This is a genomic window from Paenibacillus glucanolyticus (genome assembly GCF_037333485.1).
Lineage (GTDB): Bacteria > Bacillota > Bacilli > Paenibacillales > Paenibacillaceae > Paenibacillus_AQ > Paenibacillus_AQ glucanolyticus.
Map to the genome: position 1 here is coordinate 4,297,934 of NZ_CP147845.1, position 20,367 is coordinate 4,318,300.

Annotated in this window: 22 protein-coding genes; all 22 read right to left on the reverse strand. The window is 50.0% G+C overall.

The annotated features are described in order from the left end of the window. Window positions 1–5: 5 nt before the first annotated feature. Complete coding sequence (gene trpA, locus WDY75_RS20140) at window positions 6–812, reverse strand: tryptophan synthase subunit alpha (protein WP_006209488.1); 807 nt, start codon at window positions 810–812, stop codon at window positions 6–8. After that, entirely contained in the window at window positions 809–2,005 is a 1,197-nt protein-coding gene (gene trpB / locus WDY75_RS20145; protein ID WP_063479137.1) for a tryptophan synthase subunit beta, read from the reverse strand. Before trpB ends, trpA begins: the two co-directional genes overlap by 4 nt. After that, entirely contained in the window at window positions 2,002–2,619 is a 618-nt protein-coding gene (locus WDY75_RS20150) for a phosphoribosylanthranilate isomerase (protein WP_006209485.1), read from the reverse strand. The genes trpB and WDY75_RS20150 overlap by 4 nt, the downstream gene beginning before the upstream one ends. Window positions 2,620–2,689: 70 nt before the next feature. After that, on the reverse strand, window positions 2,690–3,499 hold the full coding sequence (trpC, locus tag WDY75_RS20155; RefSeq protein WP_063479136.1) for an indole-3-glycerol phosphate synthase TrpC: 810 nt from the start codon (window positions 3,497–3,499) through the stop codon (window positions 2,690–2,692). Further along, complete coding sequence (gene trpD / locus WDY75_RS20160) at window positions 3,489–4,529, reverse strand: anthranilate phosphoribosyltransferase (protein WP_063479135.1); 1,041 nt, start codon at window positions 4,527–4,529, stop codon at window positions 3,489–3,491. The genes trpC and trpD overlap by 11 nt, the downstream gene beginning before the upstream one ends. A 19-nt stretch (window positions 4,530–4,548) precedes the next feature. Next, the gene (trpE, locus tag WDY75_RS20165; RefSeq protein WP_063479134.1) at window positions 4,549–6,102 is read right to left on the reverse strand and encodes an anthranilate synthase component I; all 1,554 of its coding nucleotides are present in this window, start codon (window positions 6,100–6,102) and stop codon (window positions 4,549–4,551) included. Between the two features lie 358 nt (window positions 6,103–6,460). Next, complete coding sequence (gene aroH / locus WDY75_RS20170; protein ID WP_006209479.1) at window positions 6,461–6,835, reverse strand: chorismate mutase; 375 nt, start codon at window positions 6,833–6,835, stop codon at window positions 6,461–6,463. 3 nt (window positions 6,836–6,838) lie between these two features. Continuing rightward, on the reverse strand, window positions 6,839–7,933 hold the full coding sequence (aroB, locus tag WDY75_RS20175; RefSeq protein WP_063479133.1) for a 3-dehydroquinate synthase: 1,095 nt from the start codon (window positions 7,931–7,933) through the stop codon (window positions 6,839–6,841). Window position 7,934: 1 nt separating this feature from the next. Beyond that, window positions 7,935–9,104: a chorismate synthase gene (gene aroC, locus WDY75_RS20180; protein ID WP_063479132.1), complete on the reverse strand. Its 1,170-nt coding sequence runs from the start codon at window positions 9,102–9,104 to the stop codon at window positions 7,935–7,937. A 169-nt stretch (window positions 9,105–9,273) separates the two neighbouring features. Then, a complete protein-coding gene (locus WDY75_RS20185; RefSeq protein WP_063479131.1) occupies window positions 9,274–10,077 on the reverse strand; it encodes a protein-glutamate O-methyltransferase CheR in 804 nt (267 codons plus the stop codon). 51 nt (window positions 10,078–10,128) lie between these two features. Next, entirely contained in the window at window positions 10,129–10,572 is a 444-nt protein-coding gene (gene ndk, locus WDY75_RS20190) for a nucleoside-diphosphate kinase (RefSeq protein WP_063479130.1), read from the reverse strand. 111 nt (window positions 10,573–10,683) lie between these two features. Continuing rightward, window positions 10,684–11,658: a polyprenyl synthetase family protein gene (locus tag WDY75_RS20195; RefSeq protein ID WP_006209473.1), complete on the reverse strand. Its 975-nt coding sequence runs from the start codon at window positions 11,656–11,658 to the stop codon at window positions 10,684–10,686. Further along, window positions 11,655–12,518 carry a menaquinone biosynthesis protein gene (locus WDY75_RS20200; RefSeq protein ID WP_063479129.1) on the reverse strand — a complete coding sequence of 288 codons (864 nt, stop codon included), beginning with the start codon at window positions 12,516–12,518 and terminating at the stop codon, window positions 11,655–11,657. The genes WDY75_RS20195 and WDY75_RS20200 overlap by 4 nt, the downstream gene beginning before the upstream one ends. A gap of 1 nt (window position 12,519) precedes the next feature. Continuing rightward, window positions 12,520–13,122 carry a UbiX family flavin prenyltransferase gene (locus WDY75_RS20205; RefSeq protein ID WP_006209471.1) on the reverse strand — a complete coding sequence of 201 codons (603 nt, stop codon included), beginning with the start codon at window positions 13,120–13,122 and terminating at the stop codon, window positions 12,520–12,522. Further along, complete coding sequence (locus WDY75_RS20210) at window positions 13,122–13,994, reverse strand: UbiA-like polyprenyltransferase (RefSeq protein WP_063479128.1); 873 nt, start codon at window positions 13,992–13,994, stop codon at window positions 13,122–13,124. The genes WDY75_RS20205 and WDY75_RS20210 overlap by 1 nt, the downstream gene beginning before the upstream one ends. Beyond that, window positions 13,987–14,718, reverse strand: coding sequence for a demethylmenaquinone methyltransferase (locus WDY75_RS20215; protein ID WP_036637031.1), 732 nt, complete (start codon window positions 14,716–14,718; stop codon window positions 13,987–13,989). Before WDY75_RS20215 ends, WDY75_RS20210 begins: the two co-directional genes overlap by 8 nt. Window positions 14,719–14,754: 36 nt before the next feature. Next, the gene (locus tag WDY75_RS20220; protein WP_036636841.1) at window positions 14,755–15,615 is read right to left on the reverse strand and encodes a heptaprenyl diphosphate synthase component 1; all 861 of its coding nucleotides are present in this window, start codon (window positions 15,613–15,615) and stop codon (window positions 14,755–14,757) included. Window positions 15,616–15,727: 112 nt separating this feature from the next. After that, window positions 15,728–16,270, reverse strand: a complete 543-nt coding sequence (locus WDY75_RS20225) for a hypothetical protein (protein ID WP_006209467.1) — start codon at window positions 16,268–16,270, stop codon at window positions 15,728–15,730. Window positions 16,271–16,384: 114 nt separating this feature from the next. Continuing rightward, a complete protein-coding gene (locus tag WDY75_RS20230; RefSeq protein ID WP_006209466.1) occupies window positions 16,385–17,347 on the reverse strand; it encodes a 1,4-dihydroxy-2-naphthoate polyprenyltransferase in 963 nt (320 codons plus the stop codon). A 357-nt stretch (window positions 17,348–17,704) separates the two neighbouring features. After that, complete coding sequence (gene mtrB / locus WDY75_RS20235) at window positions 17,705–17,929, reverse strand: trp RNA-binding attenuation protein MtrB (protein WP_036636837.1); 225 nt, start codon at window positions 17,927–17,929, stop codon at window positions 17,705–17,707. Window positions 17,930–18,013: 84 nt separating this feature from the next. Next, complete coding sequence (locus tag WDY75_RS20240) at window positions 18,014–18,286, reverse strand: HU family DNA-binding protein (protein ID WP_006209463.1); 273 nt, start codon at window positions 18,284–18,286, stop codon at window positions 18,014–18,016. Between the two features lie 260 nt (window positions 18,287–18,546). Beyond that, window positions 18,547–20,025 (reverse strand): stage IV sporulation protein A, encoded by a 1,479-nt coding sequence (gene spoIVA / locus WDY75_RS20245; protein ID WP_006209462.1) that lies wholly within the window; start codon window positions 20,023–20,025, stop codon window positions 18,547–18,549. Window positions 20,026–20,367 lie beyond the last annotated feature (342 nt).

Here is a 20,367-nt window from a genome sequence, read left to right on the forward strand (position 1 = left end):
CAACGCTAACCTTTTAATTGTGCCACAAACTCTCTAATTTGCAAAAGTCCCTGCTGACGCGTCTCTTCTTTTTCCAAGAGAGGTATATTGGATTCAATCTGGCGTACAATCGCGCTTCCGACAACCACACCGTCACAGATTTTCGAGAATCTGGCCACTTGCTCGCCGGACGATATGCCAAAACCAATCGCAATCGGAACATGGCTGTATTGCTTCACCGTTTCAAGGAAGGACTCAATTCCCGAATAAAAATCGGAGCGCTCTCCCGTCACACCAAGCGAGGATACGCAATAGACAAAGCCGGTCGCCTCTGAAGCAATGCTCGCAATCCGTTCATGCGAGGTTGGTGCCACCAGCGGAATCAGGTGGACGCCTGCAGCATGTGCCCGGCTCCTGATCTCTTCGGATTCCTCCACCGGAAGATCGGGAATGATCAACCCGCTGATATCATTCTTCAGCACTTCCTCAAAAAATGTATCCAGCCCGGTTTGCAGAACCGGATTGTAATAGGTAAAGAGAATGAACGGCAGCTTGCTTCCGCGGTCTCTAGCCAGACGCGCAGTTTCCATGCAAGTTCGGATCGTTACCTTGCTCTTCAGTGCACGCTCGGAAGCGCGCTGGATGACCGGGCCGTCGGCAAGAGGATCCGAATAAGGAACGCCGAGTTCAATAATATCGGCTCCTGCAAGTTCAAGCTCGTGAATGATATCCAGCGTCGACTTCACATCGGGATCGCCGACAGTAAGATAAGGAATCAGGGCGGTTTTGTGTTGCTGTTTCAACGATGCAAAGGTCTCATCAATACGGTTCATTCTGTTATCCCTCCCGTGTAAGCCATGATGGACTCCACGTCCTTGTCACCGCGACCAGATAAATTAATCACCACGATATCGTCCTCAGACCATGTTGACGCCATCTTCACCGCTTGTGCCACGGCGTGGGCGGATTCCAGAGCCGGAATGATGCCTTCCGTGCGGCATAACAGCTGCAGGGCATCCAGTGCCTCTTGGTCCGTTATCGGCACGTACTGCACACGCTCAATATCTTTCAGGTATGAATGCTCCGGGCCAACACCCGGATAATCGAGGCCGGCAGAAATGGAATGCGCCTCCTGAACCTGACCGTATTCATCCTGGAGCAAATAACTCATCGATCCCTGGAACACACCATGTGTTCCTTTGGACATGGTAGCCGCATGAAAATTGGTATCCACACCTTTACCTGCCGCTTCAACGCCGATCAGGCCCACTTCCTTATCTTCGAGGAACGGGTAGAACATCCCGATGGCATTGCTCCCTCCCCCAATCGGAGCGAGAATCACGTTCGGAAGGCGTCCTTCCGTCTCCAAAATCTGCTTGCGGGTCTCATCCCCGATAATTCGCTGGAAGTTCCGCACCATCATCGGATAAGGATGCGGACCTACGGCAGATCCCAGAACGTAGAAGGTATCCTCCACGTTGCTGACCCAGTAGCGAAGCGCTTCGTTGCCCGCATCTTTCAGGGTACGGCTTCCCGAAGTCACCGGAATCACTTCTGCCCCGAGCATTTTCATACGGAACACATTCAACTGCTGCCGCTTGGTATCTTCCTCGCCCATGAACACTTTGCATTCAAGACCCAGGAGAGCAGCTACCGTTGCAGTTGCGACGCCATGCTGTCCGGCACCTGTCTCGGCAATCACCTTGCCCTTGCCCATGCGCTTGGCTAATACGCCCTGAGCGATGGCGTTGTTGATTTTGTGGGCGCCTGTATGATTCAAATCCTCGCGCTTGAGATAGATTTTGGCCTTGCCCAGTTGCTGGCTTAACCGTTCTGCATAATACAGAGGCGTTTCCCGCCCGGAGTACTGCTTAAGCAAATAAGCGATTTCTTCCTTGAATTCAGAATCCTCCGAAAAGCGATTATATTCCTGTTCAAGCTCTATTAAAGCGTTCATGAGTGTTTCCGGCACAAACCGGCCTCCAAACACCCCGAAACGTCCATTACGGTCCGGAAGCTGTGTCATTTCCCCTTCACCCTTTCTACGAATGCAGTCACTTTGTTTATATCCTTCACGCCAGGTTCACTCTCTACACCGCTGGATACATCCACGCCGTATGGAGCATATTGGCCGATTAAATGCGATACATTATCCGAATCGAGCCCGCCTGCTATAAACAAGGGGATTCCTTGCTGTGAGGCCCACCGCTGGTAAGGTGGAATCAGGTCCCAGGCAAATGTCTTGCCAGATCCACCGCCGTACACCGGATCGTAGGTGTCCAGCAGCAATCCGTCGATGCAGCCAGCGTACGCATCCAGTGAGGACAGACGATCCGCTTCCGAACGGTCACTCTCGATAGATACAGCCTTAAAAACGGAAACCGGGAAGCGCTCCTTCACTTCCCGGCAAAATTGCGGCGATTCCTGACCGTGCAGCTGCACGACATCGAGCGCCGCTTCTTGAAGGAGCTCTTCCAGCTCATTCAGATCAGGGTTAACCAAGACGCCGACGGCGGCAGGAGTCTTGCCCGTATCCCATTGCCGCAATACTTGAATCAGCTGTGCAGCTTGCTTGGGCGATACGTTTCGCCGACTCTTCGCAAATACAAATCCGATATAATCCACAGGTAAGTTTATCATAGATTTTAGCACTTCAACGCTTTGAAGTCCACATATTTTTAGAACCGTACTCATCAGCGAATGCTCCCCTTTATTCTGTGTCTGCAGCAATCGGCAAGGGTCCCATCAGATCATTAACCGCCCGGAATACATCCTGCTGACGCATGAAATGCTCTCCTACCAGAACACCATGTGCCCCGACATAATGCAGGTAAGATATATCTGCGGGTCCTGAGATTCCACTCTCGCTGATCAAGGTGATTCCGTGAGGAACTTGCGCTGCGATATCAGCCGTTGTCTGAAGCGAAGTTTCGAACGTACGGAGGTTTCGATTGTTAATCCCGATAAGCTGAGCGGTGCCCAGCCCAAGAACCGTTTCCAGCTCCTTCTGATCGTGGACCTCGATCAAACAATCCAGACCAATGGAGCCCGCGGTCTCAATGAACTCCGCGATTTGCTGCGGCTCCAGGATGCTTGCAATCAACAGAACCGCATCCGCCCCCAGGAGGCGTGCTTCGTAAATCTGGGCCTCATCAATCAAGAAGTCCTTGCGAAGCAAGGGAATATGAACAGCTGCTCTAACCGCTTTTAAATATTCACCGCTACCTTGAAAATAGTCTCTGTCTGTCAGCACGGAGAGGCAATCCGCATCGGCCGCCTCATACGCTTTAGCGATCATAACCGGATCAAAATCCGGCCGGATCAAACCTTTGGAAGGAGATGCCTTCTTCACTTCGGCAATGAGTCCCATGCTGCGTTTTCGTCCTGTGGACAATGCCTTCTCGAATCCCAATGTGGGCGGTAATTCCGCGATCTGTCTCAGCGCCTCCGAGACGCTGAATGTTTCGCGCAGCTGAGCAACCTCTTTGCGTTTCGTTTCTACAATTCGATCAAGATACATAACTCATTTCCCCCGTTCTTGAGATCAACTGCTCCAGCTTGGACTGAGCCAATCCCGTGTCGATTGCTCCCGCTGCCCGCTGTACGCCTTCTTTCAAACTGTCCGCCAGCCCCGATACGTAGATGCATGCTCCGGCATTGGCAAGCACAATATCCCGGTAAGCGCTCCGTTCACCGCGCAGCACTGAACCGATAATCGCTGCATTTTCCTTTGCGTCTCCGCCCAGGATGTCGCTCATCGGATGAACCGACAGTCCCAAATCATGAGGGTGAATATCGTAAGTATGGACTTCACCGCCGCGAAGCTCAGATACACGTGTAGGCGCCGATATGCTGATCTCGTCCAAACCATCATGGCTGGTTACCACCATTGCGCGTTTTAGGCCGAGTTCTTTCAGCACTTGAGCAATAGTTTCCGTTTTATTCATATCGTAAATGCCGAGCATCTGCCGATCGGCGCCGGCAGGGTTCGTCAAAGGTCCAAGCATATTAAATACGGTCCGGATACCCAGCTCTTTTCGCGGTGCAGCGGCATATTTCATGGACGGGTGATAGATTTGTGCAAACAAGAAGCAAATACCGATATCATCCAGACATGCAGTTGCCTGCTCGGCAGTGAGGTGAATATTGACACCCAATGCCTCCAGCACGTCTGCGCTTCCCGCCCGGCCTGAAGCCGAACGGTTGCCGTGTTTTGCCACTCTGACCGATACCGAGGAGGAGATGATCGCGGATACGGTAGAAATGTTGAACTTGTGAATGCCGGATCCTCCGGTACCGCACGTATCCAGCAGTTGATTCCGCTCGGTAACAACGCGCCCGCCCGCTCCTCTCATCGCTTCGGCAAAACCCGTTATCTCCTCTACCGTCTCCCCCTTCATTCTCAAGGCAGTGAGCAGTGCGCCAATCTGCGAATGTGTTGCTTGGCCTTCCATGATGGACTGCATCACCCCACGGGCTTCATCCCGATTCAGGTCTTGACCCGCAATCAACTTCGTAAGACTGGATTGTACCGGTTCCATAACGTTCATAACGTTCTCCTCCTTCAGTTTAGGGTGTGTATTGATACAGATAATCCTGATTGATCAAATCGTTAGCGCCTGTGCTGGTCGGAAACATCGCCTCCGCTACGCGGATCGCCTTGAGCATGCCCTTGGCTTTATTGACGGTCTCCTCGTACTCCTTCTCCGGAACCGAGTCCCATACGATACCGGCACCTGCCTGCACATAAGCCTTGCCCTGACGAAAAATAATCGTGCGGATCGTAATGCAGGAGTCCATATTGCCGCCAAATCCCAGATAGCCGATGGCTCCGGCATAAGCCCCCCGGGCTTCCCGCTCCAGCTCGGCAATGATTTCCATAGCTCGGAGTTTCGGAGCCCCTGATACCGTTCCCGCCGGAAGACAGGATAGGAAAGCGTCAAAGAAATCTTTGTCCTCGCTCAGCTGTCCGGATACGCTGGATACCATGTGCATTACGTGAGAGTATTTTTCAATCTCCATAAACGTGTCGCATTTCACCGATCCAAATTCCGATACACGCCCCAAGTCGTTCCGGCCCAGATCCACAAGCATCAAATGCTCCGCCCGTTCCTTCTCATCGCTCAGAAGCTCTTCCGCCAATGCCTTATCCTCAGCCTCGTCGACGCCTCTTGGCCTTGTACCCGCAATCGGCCTTGTCTCGAGCCTCCGTCCATCCACCTTCACCAAGGCTTCAGGGGAGGTTCCAACAATAATGTCATCATCCATTTTGAGATAATACATATACGGCGAAGGGTTCAGCGTTCTCAGCACACGATAGACGTGGAGCGGCGATACTTCCGTCTCAATATGGAAGCGCTGGGACAATACGACCTGAAATATGTCTCCTGCTCGGATATACTCCTGGGCTTGCTTCACATTGGCCATGTACTTCTCCTTGGTCATGTTGGATTTGATATCCCCCATGTCAACGTCTGCCGGAATGCCTCTGGAATTTACATTCTCACGCGGTCCCTGTCCTTGCAGCTGCTCAGCTGCCGCTTCCAGTTCACGGCATACGTCGATATAGCTTTGACGGATGGTTTCATCCGTATCTCCGGGCTTGACGTGTACATTGCCAATCAGCATGATCTGCTGCTTCACATGATCGAACACGATGACCTGGTCACAGAACATAAAGCGAATATCATCCATTCCCAGATCATCCATGGCATGCGCCGGGAGCTTTTCATAATATTGAAGCAGGTCATATCCGAAAAACCCGATAGCCCCTCCGGTAAAAGGAGGCATATCCTTCAGCTGCGGGCTGCGGTACGTTCGCAGCAGCGCCTTCAGCTCCTCAATCGGCTTGCCTTCGAGCAAAGTTCGTTCCCCGTTCACTTCGATTTCGATCTTGCCTTTCTTACCCGTTATCATTAAGAAGGGGTCTGTTCCGATAAACGAATACCGTGCCCACTGTACACCGCCCTCAACGCTCTCAAGTAAAAATGCCCGCTTCCGCTCCGCATACCGCTGAAAAATGCGAATCGGGGTCTCCATATCGGCTAACAGTCTGATCGCTACCGGAATCAGGTTGTATTCACCTGCCATTGCCACCACTTGCTCCATTGATGGATTCGCCATATCAATCCCTCCTTAATGAGTGTAAACAACAAAAAAACCTCTACCGAAGTAGAGGTTAACGTTCAGAAAAAGTCTATGAAAAAAGAGCGTGGTCAAGAGAAAGTCAAATCAGTCACAATGACAAACTACAGCGGCTGCGTTCCATTGCCAGGTTCACAAATCCTACTTGTAACCCAACGTACGAACAAGCTGTACTATTCGTCATGAATACTAATCATTCTCTAACCCGATTGTGTTGTTACCTAAATGCCTCAGCTCTTCTCAACTCAACTCATCTGTAAAACCTAACTCTACTCAGCTATTCTGATTTCACTATACAGGATAATACCCTTATTCTGCAACCCAAAAATTTTAGTCATCAGGCGTTCGAGCCCGATAAATCCGGGCGCAGCCGCTTGGCTTCGTTCAAATACACATGCTTAATCTCGCTTTGGCTTTTGTCCGTGTTGACCTGCACCATAAACCGAATGCAGCGCGGAAGACTGCCCTGAACCGGTATTTCAACCGAACACATCAAAGGGACGAGATCCCAACCCTCCAGCTGGCGTATCGCTTTGGCAGGGAACGCCGCGTCGAGATCCTGAGTCATTGTAATCCATATATTGCTAATATATTCCGGTTGAAGCTCATTACGTCGTACCATCTCTTCAAGCAGTCGCAATGTCTCCTGCACTATTTCCTGTTCATCATTCCGAGTGACGGTTGTCGCCCCCCGGATTCCCCGATTCATCATGAACTATCCCTCTCCCTTCAACTGTTCAACCACGGATCGAACAGCTTCTACCGGCACATCCTTGACAATGGCTACAGAACCGACAGCTTCCGGTACAATAAAGACCATTTGCCCTTCGGTGAACTTTTTATCGTGCTGCATGGCTTCCATAATTCGTTCAACCGAGACATCCTCCGGCAAGGTTACAGGCAGGTTCACTGCCTTCAACATGCTCACGGTCTCGTGATGGAGATCGGCACTTCTGCCCAGCAGCTCTGCGAGGCGAGCCGATCCGGCCATGCCGATCGCTATGGCCTCACCGTGCAAAAAGCGTCCGTACCCTCCGACGGCTTCAATCGCATGTCCAATGGTGTGTCCCAGATTTAGAATGGCGCGCAGGCCGCCTTCCCGCTCATCCTGGGATACAACATTTGCCTTAATGGCGCAGCCGCGCTCGAGTCCATAGATCAAGGTCTCCGGATCCAAGCTCAGCAGCTTCTCCCCATTGTCCCGGCACCAATAGGCAAAATCACGATCCAGAATCAGGCCATGCTTCACCATTTCGGCCAGACCCGAAGACACTTCGCGCGGAGGCAGTGACGCCAGCGTATTCACATCGTAAACCACCATCACCGGTTGATGGAAGGCGCCGATCATATTTTTGGCTAACGGATGGTTGACCGCTACCTTGCCGCCAACACTGCTATCATGCGCCAGTATGGTGGTTGGAATTTGAACAAATGTCACCCCGCGCATGTAAGTAGCCGCTACAAACCCCGCCAAGTCACCAACAACGCCCCCGCCTAGCGCAAATACAGCAGAGCTCCGGTCCAGTTTGCCGTTGATGGCTGTGGTCATAACCTCTTCATAAACTTGAAGCGATTTGGAGGATTCACCAGAAGGTACGATATGAGAAATGACCGTGTACCCTTCTGATTTTAACTGCTCCTCAACTTGAGACAGATAATGAGGCGCAACTTTATCATCCGTTACGATCAGATGCGGACTCTTCCGGCTAATCCCATGCTTTGCACTAAGCGTATCGATGGAATCCAGAATTCCTGCTCCGATATAGATCGGATACGAACGCTCTCCCAGTTCCACCTGCAGTGTTCTCATATTAGTAGTTCTCCAGCTGCTTCAGGTAGTTTTGGTAGTTCGCATGGATTTCTTCCATTGAGTCACCGCCGAACTTCTCAAGAAACGCTTTGGCTACCTCCCAAGTGACAACATGCTCCATCACAACGCTGGCCGCTGGAACCGCACAAGCATCCGAACGTTCAACCTGTGCCGTAAAAGCTTCCTTCGTATCGATATCTACACTCTGAAGCGGCTTGTATAACGTCGGAATCGGCTTCATGACACCGCGAACGACGATCGGCATGCCATTGGTCATTCCGCCTTCAAATCCGCCCAGGCGGTTAGTTGCACGGTAGTACCCCCGTTCCTCGCTGTACATGATCTCATCATGCACTTGGGAACCGCGCAGCTCGCCTGCTTCAAACCCGATGCCTACCTCGACGCCCTTGAACGCATTGATCGACATTACGCCTTGTGCGATGCGGCCATCCAGCTTGCGATCATATTGGACGTGGCTGCCAAGACCAACCGGCAAACCTTCGATGATGCATTCAACAATACCGCCTATGGAGTCGCCTTCTTTTTTGATCAGGTCTATGTAGGCTTCCATCTTCTTCTCCGTCTCTTCATCCACAACCCGGACCGAAGACGCTTCCGTACGCTCAATCAGCTCATCAATCGAAAGGTTATGCGGAGGAGCTTCAATCTCACCGATCCGGATCACCTGGCCTGCCACCTTGACACCGAACTGTGCCAGGAATTGTCTGGCAATTGCGCCAACCGCTACGCGGACCGTCGTCTCACGTGCGCTGGAGCGCTCCAGCACGTTGCGCAGATCCTTCAGGTTGTATTTCAAGCCGCCGTTCAGATCGGCATGTCCCGGTCGTGGACGGTGCATCCGTCTCTTCGCCTCGTCATTGCCTTCAATCGGCTCCACATTCATAATGTTCTGCCAATGCTTCCAGTCGTTATTCTGAACGACCAATGCAACCGGGGCTCCCGTGGTATATCCGTGCCGAACACCGCCAAGAATTTGAGCCGTATCCTTCTCGATTTGCATGCGGCGTCCCCGGCCATATCCCTTTTGTCTGCGATGCAGTTGAAAGTTAAGTGCTTCAAAATCAAGCTCCAAATTGCTCGGTAGCCCTTCGATTATAGTTGTCAGCTGAGGACCATGTGTTTCCCCAGCAGTTAAAAAACGTAAACTCATGATGCTTTTCCCCCTTTAAACTTTTAAGCGTTAAACCGCTAAACTCCGTAAACATCTTCTGCTCATTATAGTATAGGTCCAACGCTTTGACAAGAATGTTGCCAGACAAGCAAAAGCGCCTCTCATCCTCAGGATAGAAAAGCGCTTTATGCGTTAATTATTGCCATCTCTATTGAACTTTGCGGTAGAAAAAGGTTTCATTGCTCTCCAGGCCGTATTGCCCCGGATTAAATATCTGCTCGGTGCTGCCCACAAACAGAAAGCCGCCCGGTTTCAGGCTATTGGCAAATTTCGTATACAGCTTATGCTTAGCCCCTTCCGTGAAATAAATCATCACGTTCCGGCAGACAATCAGATCATAACCGCCTTCAAACCGGTCGGTCAGCAGGTTCTGTTTATGAAAGGCAACTTCCTTCTTCAAGTTCTCATTGAAACGATACAGAGAACCTTCTTCCTTGAAGTAGCGAAGGACGATATCCGGAGGCACATCCTTCAATGACCTCTCGACATACAAGCCTTCCGCCGCTTTATGTAATGCGCCATCATCGATATCTGTGGCCACGATGCGTGCACGGTTCAGCATCTTCTGCTCAGCCAGAATCATGGCAAGTGTATAGGGCTCTTCGCCTGTGGAACAGGCAGCACTCCAGATCTTCAGCACACCCGGATTCTGATGCGACAATTCAGGCAAAATCTTATCCCGGAAAACTTCCCAGCGGTTCGGATTACGCCAAAACTCTGAGACGTTAATTGTCATCCGGTCCAAAAATTCATGGAAAAGTGGCTTGTCCTTCATCATCGCGTCATAAAAGGCCGAGAATGTTCCGAAGCCCTTCTTCATGCGCAGCGTTGTCAATCTTCGCTTCATTTGCGTTTCTTTATAATCTGCCAGATTGATCCCTGTGCTTCGTTCGATGCTTCGAACAAAGCTGATATAATCCGGATCATCCAGCACGGGTTCTTGTTCTGTCATCCGTATCATCCTGTTAATCAGATTATTCGCTCCCGCGCTTACTCAATACGTCTACAGCCAAGGGGATAGCGTCTTGTTATACTCCACCAACTCATTCTCTTCAAAAAAATTGGAAATCTCACGTTGTGCACTCTCCGGGGAATCTGATCCATGGATCAAGTTATGCGGCGTATGCGCTGCAAAATCACCACGAATTGTTCCAGGCAATGCTTCCTTCACGTTTGTTTTGCCGATGACTTGGCGAGACAAGGCAATAATGTCGTCCCCTTCCCAAACCATGGCAAATACCGGTCCGGATGTTATAAATCCTACGAGGCTGGCAAAAAAGTCTTTCCCTTCATGCTCAGCATAATGGCTCCTCGCCTGCTCGTCCGAAATCTGCACAAACTTGCCTGCAACCAGCTTAAATCCTTTATCCTCCAAACGGCCGACGATTCGGCCGATCAGTCCACGCTGTACACCATCCGGTTTAATCATTAAAAAAGTACGTTCCATAGGCCTCATCACTCTTCCCCTCACTCTAGGATATTGAACAATCATTCCATGCTCATGTGATGTTACATGTTTGTACCCGTATTTTAACAGAAAGCTTCCTAATGGTTAAGGCTAATATGACCGTTTCGTAATAAAATTTGCAATATCTCTAAGCTGTTTCTTGCTCCTGATGTCAGGCAGCGTATCCAATGCAGCCAGTGCTTTACCGATGTAGCGATCGGCAAGGGCTTCAGCTCTTGCGATCCCTTCACTCGAGGTTACAAGCTTCACGGCATCCGACACGTCGCATTGGCCGTTCAGCGCATGAATTCGATCCAGCTCCGCAAGCAGTGCTTCCCTCCGCTCGCTATCCTTCAAGGCAAATATAACAGGCAGGGTAATGTTCCCCTGACGCATATCGCTGCCCGGCGGCTTGCCGATCTGTTTCTCCGTTCCGCACAGATCCAGAAGATCGTCCTGGATCTGAAACGCCATCCCCACGTTGTATCCGAACCGATACAGGCTGTTGGCCACCTGGCGATCCGCATCCGCGGCAAGCGCTCCGAGCTGGCAGCTGACCGCAATCAAAAGCGATGTCTTGCGGCGAATGCGGAGAAGGTATCTTCTTACATCCTGCTCCGTATTAAAGAAATCACGAATCTGTTCCATTTCGCCAATGGACATTTCAACCATCGCTTTGGCCAGAATCTGATGAATTTCGGGCTGCTTCAGGTGAGTCGTCAGTTCGAGCGCTTTGCCGTATATGTAGTCGCCGGTATACATGGCGATCCGATTGTCCCATTTTGCCTTAACAGTTGGCTTCCCGCGTCTTGTATCGGCATCGTCAATCACGTCGTCATGAACAAGGGATGCGCTGTGAATCAGCTCAAGCGGCACTGCCACATGCTTCAGCTTATCGATATCATAGTCGCCGAACTTGCCGCCCATCAGCACAAAGACCGGCCGGAGACGCTTGCCGCCTGCTCTCAGCAGATGCAAGGATGTTTCCGTCAGCTCAGGGCTGTCGCCCTCCACACTGAGATAAAGCTCCTTCTCAATGACATCCATATCTTTTTTTAATGTTCCGAATATATCAAATCGTTTCATTTGTTCACCCGTATGCTTAGTTTCTCGTTCCATAACTCCGGCACCACTTCACGCTCCAGCAGGCCAAGTTCATATGCGAACTTGAAATATAAGCGTAACCCTTCCTGTTGTCGTTCGTCAAAATGGTAGCACAGGTTCGAAAAGTATTTCATCCAGTAGCCGCCAGTACCTCCAATACGCCGAACCGCTTCATCGACAATAGGGGAGAGGTCGCTCACACTCCGCTGCTTGCTCTCGAGGAACATGGCGGCAATCTCAGCCATGCCTTCGGGATTCTGCTTCACAGCATGCCTGTTCACCGCCCAGACGGCAAACGTCATGCTGCAGCCGGTCCATTCTTTCCACCATTGGCCGAGATCCGTCTTATAATAATCCGAATGGCTCCATGAAGCCCGAATCGCATGGTCCCCAATCAGAAGCGCGGCATCCGCTTCAGCCATCATCTCGCTTAACACCGGTTCACAAGTGCGATAGGAATAAGTGCCCCCCAGTGATTTTTCCAGAAGAATCTTCAGCAAGTTGACGGAGGTTGCCGACGTATTGGTTAGCGCAATGGTTGCGTTCTTCAAGGCATCCAGCGGCTTTTTCGAAAACAGGAAGATGGAGTTAACCGCCCCATCTGCGCTCACGGATAAATCCGGCAGCAGCAGGAGCCGGTCCGACATTTCAGCATAGGCAAACGAAGAAAGCGCCCCGATATGGATTTCACCACTGTGCATCCCGCGGTTCAACGCGGCCGGGACTGCCGTTATCATCTCTGCAGGAGTATCCAGTATTGACGGATGTACGTAATGAAATACCGGCCAAGCGTTGGTGTAACTGATTTTGCCGATGATAGTCTTGCTGTCTGCTCCCGGCATGTCAGTCACCCCATCTTTTGTACAATTGATGTTCAATACGTAGGCTGTCCAGCACCTTGCCTACCAGAAAATTCACAATATCATCGATGGTTTTCGGACCATAGTAGAACGCCGGCATCGCAGGAATGATTTTGACGCCAAGCCTGGCCAGCTTCAGCATATTCTCTAAGTGGATCGCATGCAGGGGCGTTTCCCTCGGAACGAGCACCAGCGCGCGGCCTTCCTTCATCATCACATCGGCTGCCCGCCCCATCAGATTATCGGAGGACCCGTGTGCCACCGAGGATAATGTACCCATGGAACAAGGCATAATGATCATGCCTTCAACGAGATAGGATCCACTCGCAATCGTAGCTCCGATATCAGCGATCGGGTGATAAATCACCTTCCCCTCATATCCACCGAATTTTTCGGACAGCATCTCCTCGCGGTTGCCTGCCTGAAAATCCATTTCCTCCTTCAGGACACGCCAGCCTGCATTCGAAATGATCAGGTGCACATCATAGCCCAGCGAGAGCAGGCTTTCGGTAAGGCGTACACCGTATATGCTGCCGCTGGCCCCCGTAATCCCGACAACCCAGCTTTTTCTGCGCGTGGCTTCCATCAGATATACCGCACCACCAAATCAATCAAAGTAAACACAAACAAGATGATGCTGAGCGTACTGTTCATGGTAAAGAAAGCTGTTTGCAGCCGGCTCATGTCGTTTGGCGATAAAATGTAATGCTGATAGAACAAGATTCCGCAGGCAATGAGCATGCCAATCAGGTACCACCAGCCGAGCGGGGTGACAAAGAATAGAATAATAAAGCCAGCCGCGGTCACTACATGGAATCCCCGGGCAAACCATAACGCTTTATGCAATCCGAATCGGGAAGGAATCGAGTACAGCTTCTCCTTCGCATCAAACTTCTCGTCTTGGCAAGCGTAGACAATATCAAATCCTGCAGTCCAGAACGCCAGCGCAATATAAAACACGATCGCTTTCCAGTCGATCTGACCGGTTACCGCAACCCATCCGCCAAGCGGAGCCAATGCGGTTGTAAGTCCGAGAACCAAATGGCACAGCCATGTAAAGCGTTTCGTAAAGGAATAAATAATAAGCATAAAAATTGCAATAGGCAGCAATCGAAAAGCAAACGGGTCCAGCATAAACGTCGCCCAGAAAAATACTGCAAAAGACAAAATAATAAATAAAATCACTTCAAGCGGCTTGAGCAGTCCTGCCGGAATGGCCCGGTTTGCGGTGCGAGGGTTCTTGGCGTCAATGTGTTGATCTGTCAGCCGATTCAGTCCGAACGCGGCGCTGCGAGCCCCGAACATGGCCAGAAAGATCCAACCGATATCTCCCCAGGAAGGCAGCTCGTCAAACACAACAGCCGATCCCACTAAAGCCCCCATAAAAGCGAAAGGCAGAGCAAACAGTGTATGCTCCACTTTGATCATTTCAAGATACGTTCCTATTTTCTTAAACATCCAGATTCTCCTTGATCCCAATATGTAAGGCTGCGATGCCACCAGTCAAGGGATAGGCCTGAACCTGTTTAAGTCCGGTCTGACGGAAAGCTTCGGCAAGCTCCTCTCTTCCGGGGAATAATGCCAACGATTCCGGCAGCCACTTATACTGCTCATATCGCTTGGCTACCAGTTTCCCCATCCGAGGCAGCACTTGTTGAAAGTAGAAATAATAAATGCCTTTGAACGGCTGCCAGGTGGGCTTGGACAGTTCCAGGCATACAACCATCCCTCCAGGCTTAACCACGCGTTTCATCTCTTGCAATACCTGCATATAATCCGGTACGTTGCGAAGACCGAAACCAATCGTTGCGTAGTCGAATTGACCATCTTCGAACGGAAGGCTCATCGCGTTGCCTTGAACCAGATTGATCTGCTGTTCCAAACCCTCTTTGGCCACCTTCTGCCGGCCGACGTTCAGCATCCCCTCGCTGAAATCAAGTCCGACTATGTGTCCGGATTCACTTGCCTGGGCCATACTGATCGTCCAGTCGCAAGTTCCGCAGCATAGGTCGATGGCCGTATCGCCTTGACGCATATTCATTTTCCTCATCGTATACTTGCGCCAGGCTTTATGTCTTCGAAAGCTGAGAATGTCATTCATCAAATCATATTTCCCTGAGATGCTTTCGAAGACGGAATGAACATACTGCTCTTTCGGATTTTTGCCGTCATGCTTATTCATGTCCAGCTTGTTCGTTTGATTATCCACTGCATCCCCCTACCCTTCACTTACGACGGACCGGAACGTGCTGAGCCGTTTCAGGAAAGGGTCCAATATGCCGGCGTAAGGGCTCTCTTCTACGCGGCTTGCCAGCTGCTGCTGAATGGCACTTACCGATTCCCGGAGCTTATCCAGCAGCTTCTCTGATGCCTTGTGCTTCAGAATCAGCTTCTTCCAATCCTTCATATCCGTCCTCTTACCGACCAGCATTTTCCGTTCCTCATCGCTTCCCGCCTCGATCAGATGCCAATAGGCGTAACCCCATCTGCCGAATTCAGGCGTTGCACAGCGTTCCATCTCCTGCACAAGTGTTTCACATTCCGTGATTTCCCTGAGCAGCTTCTCCCAAGTCTCTTGCACGGATTCCTCAAGCAGCGGAGTAAAAGAAAGAAACAGCTGCATGTTCAGCTGTACCGTTAGACTTAAATAATCTTCCGAAGGCAGCAGTGCTTCTTTCATTTTGCCGTACAAATTCATCTTCATCACGTTAACATCGCTCACAGCCTTGCTAAGAAGTGAGATAACAGCGATTTCGCCCTTCAGGGCAAGAAGTTGGTAAAATCGGCTGCTGAAGTAATCCCCTGCGAGAACTTTTAACTGCCGGGATCTCATCAGCGCCTCTCCTTGATTGCCCTCCGTAACATCGATGCTCTCATGCGTATCGAGTCCCACTTGAACCAGTGAGGTAACCAGCGCGTACAATTCTTCGTGTCCGGAAATATTTCGTCCCGAATCCTTTAAAAATATGTATAGCAAATGAACACGGGCATCCGGGAATTCCGGAAGATCCGTGTGGTTCTTAATCATATCATAATTCATATATTTCTCTGCCAGTTCTGGTACGCGATACGATTTCATTCTCAGCCTCCGTGCACTTGATGTTCTTTTGTCCAATTGAGCCCACAATCCAATCTATTATAACACATGTTCAAGGCACGTACATGCCCTGTCATCTACTAATTTACCCGTTTCAAGGGCTGCTGAATTGCTTCAGCCAAAGATTCGTAAATGTTATGTTGAGGGAGCTTGTTAAGGCCGGCGGCATATCGCCGTTCTCAAGTTGGGTGAGTGCTTCTGCATACCGAGGATCCCATGTTTCTCTGCTCATGTTCGATGCCAACAGCATGTAACGCTTCCCGCCCCAGCGATCAATGGCTATCACTCTCAAATACAACTGCTGTACATTATCGGTACCCTCAAACGAGAAGGACATAACACTTGCAACATCCTCATAGACGTCGGTTACGGTATCTGATTGATCGTTTAATTTGATATCCAGAGTCAGAGCGCCGTCATCATAATCCGCACGGCTAATCCTAAGATGGAGAGGGAGCTCCATCAGCGCATCCACTAATCCGGCATCGTTTAACTCCCGGGAATGATAAGGGATTGCAGCGGTCACAGCTCCGACCTTATAACGCGTTTGTGACTGCACGCTAATAAGCAGCGCAAGTATCATGCAGGCGATAGCCGCCGGCACAAGAACAGCTCGTACGGATGGCCAATGCTTCATATTATCTACCTCCTCTGTCCATAGTTTCCTCCGCTCCCATTAAGTCCATACCTCATTGTATAAAGAAAAAAAGCAGGCTATGCCTGCTTTAAGATATAACGATTAGTTTTCGGACTAGAGGATCGATAGAGCTGTTAGCGTCACTGCCACCCCGAGGGCAGCAATTCGGGCCATATTCATCAGAACAAAATTTTGTACCGCGATCACGAATGTCTTCTCTTTAGAAGGACGAGCCGTAAATTGCACCCCTTTTTTATAAACCGGAATAATCGTTACAAACACCAGAAGAACAAGCACGGGGTGCACCTTCAACATAAGAAGGGCCAGCAGATCAAGGTATGCGAGAACGTAGAAAATACGGAACAGCGATAAGGAATGCTTGAACCCGATGTATACCGGCAGCGTGTACCGCTTGTTCTCCATATCCTCATCCATATCACAGATGTTGTTTGCCAGCATGATGTTAGCAATTCCGAGAATGGCCGGAAGGGACACGACAAGCAGCAGCAGAACTTCGGGAAGATTCACCTGAAGCGAGAGCATCCCTCCATGTATATCAAGAACCGCCAGTCTGTCCTTATCCACGTGGATCCAAACCGAGATAAAAATGATGACAAATCCCATAAACAATCCCGAGAACAGCTCTCCAAGCGGCATTCTTGAGATCGGAATCGGACCGAACGAATATAAGATCCCTACCGCAAAGGACAATCCTCCAAGCAGCAGGATCAGCCAGCCCGTGGAGAGAAAGAGCGCGATGCCGGAGCCGACTGCCGTCAGCAAAAGCACCACAATCACACACAGGACTGCCGTCTCCTTTAGTTTATAACGCACAATCGCATTATGCTGCTCATAACCGAAACCATTCGTCTTGATCGCTTTTTTGTAATCATAGTAGTTATTGATCGCTGTCGTTGCCATATCAAACGACAATAATGAAGCCAGCATAAGGACAAAATGATACCCTTCAAACTGCTGAAAGCGAAATAGTGCGTACAAGGTTCCTAACAGGAACGGGATCATGCTGGCTACCTTTGTCTGAATTTCGACCAGTTTAAAAAAAGATCGGACTCCCATCTTCATCACCCTTTATCATAAAAGTATCTAACTCCAGATTAAAGGATGTGAAAACAGGAGGCTGTTCGAATTGTACTTGACAAAACAGCTTCAAAAGTGACGAATGTTACTTTCTAGAGGCAAACACCAACCTAGTCGGATGTATCCTTGTCTATTCTTCTACGGCTCCACGGTGTTCCCAGCAGCGGCAGTGCCCAGCGGTCCAGGCCATACCAGCCTGCTAGTATATCCATCGTAAGTTAACTCGACAATAGGACTTTTAACAATGTGTTTACGCACTTCCACGTCAAAAAAACGTTCCATACAAAAAAAGCCGCCACCGATCATGGTGGGGCTTCTCAATAATGCCAAGTGAAATTAACTGCCAGATTCGATTTTCCCGTGTTTCGTCATGACTTCCGCTTTACCGCGTATTTTCACTGCCGATGTATGATCCGTAAACTGTGCGATGATGACTTCGCCTTTATCCAGCTTCTCGGTATGATGAAACCGGGTGTCCTGTCCGCGGGTAAGACCGATGACTTGAACCCCGTGGTCAAGTGCTTTGACAACAAAATAATCTCCGTTCTGAACGTTCTCCATTTCCAGACCTCCTGACCGTAAGTCTAAAAGAAAAGGCCGTGAACGAATTCACGACCTGTGCTCTTAGGTAATATGTAGAAATCTTTATTTGATTCCGTCTTTGAGCGCTTTACCAGGTTTAAATGCAGGAATTTTGCTCGCAGGGATTTCGATTTCTTCACCTGTCTGCGGGTTGCGGCCTTTCCGTGCGGAACGCTCGCGAACCTCGAAGTTGCCAAAGCCAACCAGTTGAACCTTGTCTCCACTTTGCAGTGCTTCAGAGATCGCATCGAAAACGGCATCAACCGCTTTAGTTGCATCTTTCTTCGACAGCTCAGTAGATTCAGCTACTTGTGTGATCAGATCCGATTTATTCATTCTTTCACCTCCCTAACAAGGATGTGCTCCACTTGCTATTCACTGTTTCCGTTTTACCGCAAATTATACGTGCAATCGGGTATTTTACCCCTATCTCGCGTTTAGAATGCATGACGCGGAACAAATTTATAGTAATACAGCCATCTCATAATTTCAAGCGTTTTGCTTTATTGGACCAAAGAAAACACGAAAAACAGCCGCTAATCGGGACTTTTGACCCGCTAGCGACTGCTTTTTTCCGCTTCCTATCAACGCCTGGATTAGAGAATAATGGCGATCAAACCGCCGGAACCCTCGTTAATAATGCGACCCAACGTTTCCTGTAATTTGTATCTTGCATTGTCTGGCATCATGGCAATTTTGCCCTGAATTCCTTCGCGGACGATCGAGTGCAGCGAGCGTCCAAATATATCGGATTCCCAAATTTTGATCGGATCGTTCTCGAAATCCTGCATCAGATAGCGGACAAGCTCCTCACTCTGCTTCTCTGTTCCGATAATCGGCGAGAACTCGGATTCCACATCGACTCGAATCATATGGATGGAAGGCGCCGTCGCTTTCAATCTTACCCCAAAGCGGGTGCCCTGGCGGATAAGCTCAGGCTCATCGAGAGCCATCTCAGCCAGCGAAGGAGCTGCAATACCGTAACCTGTTGTTTTGACCATCTCAAGAGCTTCAGCGAAGCGGTCATACTCCCGTTTGGCATGGGAGAACTCCTGCATCAGCTGCAGCAGATGATCTTTGCCACGAATCTCAACACCAACGACCTCCATCAAGATCCGATCATACAATTCGTCAGGAGCGAAGAGATCGATCTCTGCGACGCCCTGCCCCATATTCATACCGCTAAGACCAGCGTGGTTAATAAAGTCATACTCCATGAACTGGCTGACAACACGATCCACATCGCGCAGGCGACGGATATCTTTTACGGTGTCTCTAACCGAGTTCTCGTAGTTGCTGCGCAGCCAGTGGTTCTCGTTAAGCACCATAACCCAGCTAGGCAGGTTGACATTCACCTCATGTACAGGGAACTCATACAATACTTCGCGAAGAACGCCGGTTACATCATCTTCGGTCATTGTAGCCGCGCTCAGTGTCATTACCGGAATGTCGTACTTCTCTGCCAGCTCATTACGCAGTTGAAGGGTTTCTTCACTGCGTGGACGCGTGGAGTTAATCACAACCACGAATGGCTTGCCAACTTCCTTCAGTTCCTCAATGACTCGCTCTTCCGCTTCAACGTAAGAACTGCGCGGGATCTCAGCGATGCTGCCGTCTGTCGTTACAACAACACCAAGTGTTGAGTGCTCCTGAATGACTTTGCGTGTTCCGATTTCAGCCGCTTCCTGGAACGGAATCGGTTCTTCGAACCATGGTGTCGAGATCATTCTAGGGCCGTTCTCGTCCTCGTATCCCTTGGCGCCTTCAACAGCGTAGCCTACGCAATCCACCAGTCGTACGTTGACCTCAAGACCATCCGTAACCTTAATCTGCACCGCATTGTTTGGCACAAATTTCGGCTCGGTTGTCATGATCGTTTTCCCTGCAGCACTTTGAGGCAGCTCATCGACAGCTCTTACTCGATCCGCCTCGTTCGTAATGTTCGGGAGAACAATCGTCTCCATAAACCGCTTAATGAAGGTTGATTTTCCCGTACGGACGGCACCGACAACACCTAAGTAAATGTCCCCTCCGGTCCGTTCGGCAATGTCCTTAAAAATGTCCACTTTTTCCAAAAGAGATCCCCTCCTCAAATTACTCCGAAGGAAAAATGCTTTAAGAGCATCCGCTTCGTGTTCCACTCATAGCCAAAGCCATTGCAACAGATGAGCAGCCTTTACAATGTCGCCAGCATCCCGCCGCCGGTATTCCATGAGTTTTGATGGAAACGGCAAAGCGGCGTAACTCGTACATGCATTTGGACTAGTAACATCATATGTACCGGGTTCAAAAATATGACGGTTGCCCCTTAAAGTCCGTCCAGTTTTTTTTAAGATATCGAAGATGTCTAAACAAACTAGACACGAAAAATCAAATATCCCAAGAAAAAACCACCGCATGGAGCGGTCTGTTCTCAT